We start from the raw sequence: 3575 nt of genomic DNA on the forward strand, positions 1-3575 counted from the left end.
TGTTGACCCTTTTTATACTGGTGGTCATCCAGATCGAATTGTTTGGTTGTGTCCGTTGATAAATCAACAGACCCCATTACACATTTGGTGTGTTTATCTTTGTTCAGTTTTCAATGAGCTTTCGTTGCGGTTGTGATGCAACTTTATAAGTATAACATTTATGTGACAAGCATGTCAAGTTTATTTTAAACTTATTTCAAACTTATTTTTAAATGTTTTTGTTTTCGTCACATCTCACGTGACAAGGTCTTAATGATACCATGTTTCATATCATCATGTCAAACCTTTTTTGAACTTCTTTTCAAATCGTTTTGATTTGATCGTCTAGTTCGTCGCTGTCTCAATTGACAACCTTTATATAATACCACGATTTAGATCTCGATGTCAATATTTTATTTAACTTATTTCCACCGACTTTTAAATCGTTCGGTTGCTCTGTTAGCAACCTATATATAGTATCATCTGATGATCCACTCTGTCAATACTATTATTTAGTATTTTTGAAAAACCTTTAATATCCCTACTATAATAAGTTTAGTAACTGCTTTGATTTGTAATTTAACGTTATAATAGTAAAGTTGTGTATAATTTATCCAGTTAACCGTTCAATGTATTTACGGATCATGTATGCTCCTTCTATATAGTCTCCTTAAGTTACAATCAATAATAAGAGATTGGTTCCTTATACTAATTATTTTACTATACATTATTTACTTTATATACACTCCCCTTACTATACTGTATATATATAACTGGAGCCATTGATTTAGCTTCTTACTTATTGGTTGATAGACTTCTGCTAAATTAGTAAGGTGTTTTTTTCTCACCAGGAATATCCCCGGACATATTTTAGAGTTTGATAAGCCATTGTGTAGTTATCTGTGAAATATTGCTTCTTAAATTGATGCGTTCTTTCTATAAAGCATACAGCAAAACGTATATCTTGATTTCTTTATTCCAATGAACTGTGGTGGTCTGACTCCTTGTCTCCTTATTGCACTAATGCCTCAAGACTCCAATCCTCTACAGTTCCTGGTTTTGTATAAACTCGTTAACATCCTCAGGCTTCTAACAATATCCCTTATCTGACATAACTACTGAATAGTCCTATTGCTTATATAGTTTTTTGCATATTATTTATCTTAATCCTTCATTATAAATAAAAACAACATATTCAAATAATTTCTTATAAAAGAGTTGTTAATTTATAATACTTAGAAGTAAAAATCCTTGTTGACTCATATGAAAGTAATGAAATCTAAGTTATTGTTATGCCTATGTGTATATGAAGATATATCTACCGAAATGCATAATATTTAAAATTTGATTATATATAGCTTTAACCGATTTCTGTTCAGTAAATTTTAATTATATGTATTTTCATATGTATATCGTATCTTCAATCATTCACATAATCATACTTTTGCGATCCAAATCTTTCTCTTTTAATAGCCAATAAAGTTAAGTAAAACTCTAATGCTTATAGAAAGATAAAAGTGTAGAAGATTACAGCGCAAACCTACATAACTCTGCAGCCAAATACCCCGTTAGTAATGCAAGTTTTTTGGTCGCATTACCCAGTGAAAATGAGGAGTTTCTATTCACCGGGATAAAACAGTTGTTTGATTAAACAAAGTGCGACGCACTGTGACTTTCAAGGTCAAGTCTGTAACTCTGCCATTGGGCATGAAAAAAATATTCGGATAGAATCATTGTGGCAGAGGGAGAAACATTAGTGTTTAGTTGTACCGAATGAATACTATCACCTATCATAAGAGATGGAAGTGCGAGTGAATAAACACAATAAAATATGATTAATCAAACTCGAGTCCCTTTATTAAATACCTACTGCCATCTGAGACTACTGGTTTACCTCACTTGGAATCGTTATCGAGTGATGACGTTTATGGGGGGAGTATAGGCTGAAGATTATCGTCTTTATATGCATAGACAACGCGCTATTCATTGGTCAGAAACTCTGAAAGATTGGAAGCAACAATCATCTAAGTTTATCTATTCGAGGAACTGGAAATATTTATCGGGACGCTTCCAAGCTTAATTTAGCATCGAAGACCTCCACTTACTTTATCAAAGGCTTTATTGAATAGTCGTGCTGTTAGTCTAGTGTTCTATGACCGAATTAAACGAGCGTTTTACAAAATAATCACTCAAAATGAGAAAAAATATCAGTGATGTAGATTGGATGGCTTACGATAGTTGACGAGTCATTTAAACAAGGTGGAGACAATATATTGAAGGAAACTTGAGGTTGAGGCCAAAGAAATTCGACGGATTGACCCTACTCATTTCACAGTCGACGTTTACGAGTTCAAAATCGCTTGATACTTACCAATGGCACCCAAACATTCGACTACCAGACAATGACAAAAAGGAATAAATAGTCTCACTGCAATTTATATATAAAAGAAAAAACATCGTCTGTATCGAAGCATCTGGGACGGGAAAAACTCATCTGGCAACAGGTCCGAACGACCTTTCAAACGCTTGAAAAGTACTTACCCGCGATTGAAAATAGTTTGACATACACGTTATCCAATAGGATTATTGAAGGCACCAATAACAAAATCAAGAACATAAAACGCAGCGGGTATGGATATCTGAACTTTAATTACTTACGTTATCGTATTTTGATTACTCAGAACTTACTGGTTAGATAGACCAAAAAGAGACGTCCGCTCTTCTTTAAAGATGAGAACACAACACAAACTATCGTTGCATAGAGAGTCACTTAAACATAGGAATAAAAAAAGAGATATAGATTTAAAATCTACATCTCTTTTTTTGATCTAATATGGAGGATAGCGGGATCGAACCGCTGACCTCCTGCGTGCAAGGCAGGCGCTCTCCCAGCTGAGCTAATCCCCCATTATATCAATCGGGAAGACAGGATTCGAACCTGCGACCCCTTGGTCCCAAACCAAGTGCTCTACCAAGCTGAGCTACTTCCCGAAACTATACGCACCCTGTAGGAGTCGAACCTACAACCGCCTGATTCGTAGTCAGGTACTCTATCCAATTGAGCCAAGGGTGCAACTATTTAATTAACTAACACAAATGTGTTATGCCGAGGGCCGGAATCGAACCGGCACGGTAGTCACCCACCGCAGGATTTTAAGTCCTGTGCGTCTGCCAGTTCCGCCACCCCGGCAAAATGCCGATAGTACTTACAATCTGGCTATAAAATGTTCCTTCTAGTTTACAACAAAATGAGTCTTCAAATCTCAATAAGATTAAGCCATTTGCCGGAGTCGAACCGGCGACCTCTTCCTTACCATGGAAGCGCTCTACCTGCTGAGCTAAAACGGCAAATATCATATTTGAATTTGTGTAAAAAAAAAGACTCCGCAAGTAGGGCTCGAACCTACGACATCATGATTAACAGTCATGCGCTCTACCAGCTGAGCTATTGCGGAATGACTAAAAATAAACAATGCATGGCAACGACCTACTCTCACAGGACCAAAAGTCCAACTACCATCGGCGCTAAGAAGCTTAACTGCTGTGTTCGGCATGGGAACAGGTGTATCCTTCTTGCTACCATCACCACACATTGT

At 36.3% G+C, this 3575-nt stretch carries 1 protein-coding gene, 6 tRNA genes and 1 rRNA gene; 1 reads left to right on the top strand and 7 read right to left on the bottom strand.

Features of this window, described 5'->3' with window-relative positions; genetic code table 11:
• Nucleotides 1-2420: 2420 nt before the first annotated feature.
• A complete protein-coding gene (locus HYQ40_11170) occupies nucleotides 2421-2678 on the top strand; it encodes a transposase (GenBank protein ID MBZ6528324.1) in 258 nt (85 codons plus the stop codon).
• A 135-nt stretch (nucleotides 2679-2813) separates the two neighbouring features.
• Here the strand turns inward: HYQ40_11170 and HYQ40_11175 are convergent.
• The 7 genes from HYQ40_11175 to rrf form a co-directional block, all read right to left on the bottom strand.
• Nucleotides 2814-2886: transfer RNA gene (locus HYQ40_11175), tRNA-Ala, on the bottom strand.
• 10 nt (nucleotides 2887-2896) lie between these two features.
• Nucleotides 2897-2970 (bottom strand) — tRNA-Pro (locus HYQ40_11180).
• Nucleotides 2971-2978: 8 nt separating this feature from the next.
• Nucleotides 2979-3052: transfer RNA gene (locus HYQ40_11185), tRNA-Arg, on the bottom strand.
• 31 nt (nucleotides 3053-3083) lie between these two features.
• A tRNA-Leu gene (locus tag HYQ40_11190) sits at nucleotides 3084-3169 on the bottom strand.
• Nucleotides 3170-3254: 85 nt separating this feature from the next.
• A tRNA-Thr gene (locus HYQ40_11195) sits at nucleotides 3255-3327 on the bottom strand.
• Between the two features lie 34 nt (nucleotides 3328-3361).
• Nucleotides 3362-3434, bottom strand: a tRNA-Asn gene (locus HYQ40_11200).
• A gap of 19 nt (nucleotides 3435-3453) precedes the next feature.
• A 5S ribosomal RNA gene (rrf, locus tag HYQ40_11205) occupies nucleotides 3454-3569 on the bottom strand.
• Nucleotides 3570-3575: the final 6 nt, after the last annotated feature.

Source organism: Aerococcaceae bacterium DSM 111021 (assembly GCA_020112395.1).
Taxonomy (GTDB): domain Bacteria; phylum Bacillota; class Bacilli; order Lactobacillales; family Aerococcaceae; genus Ruoffia.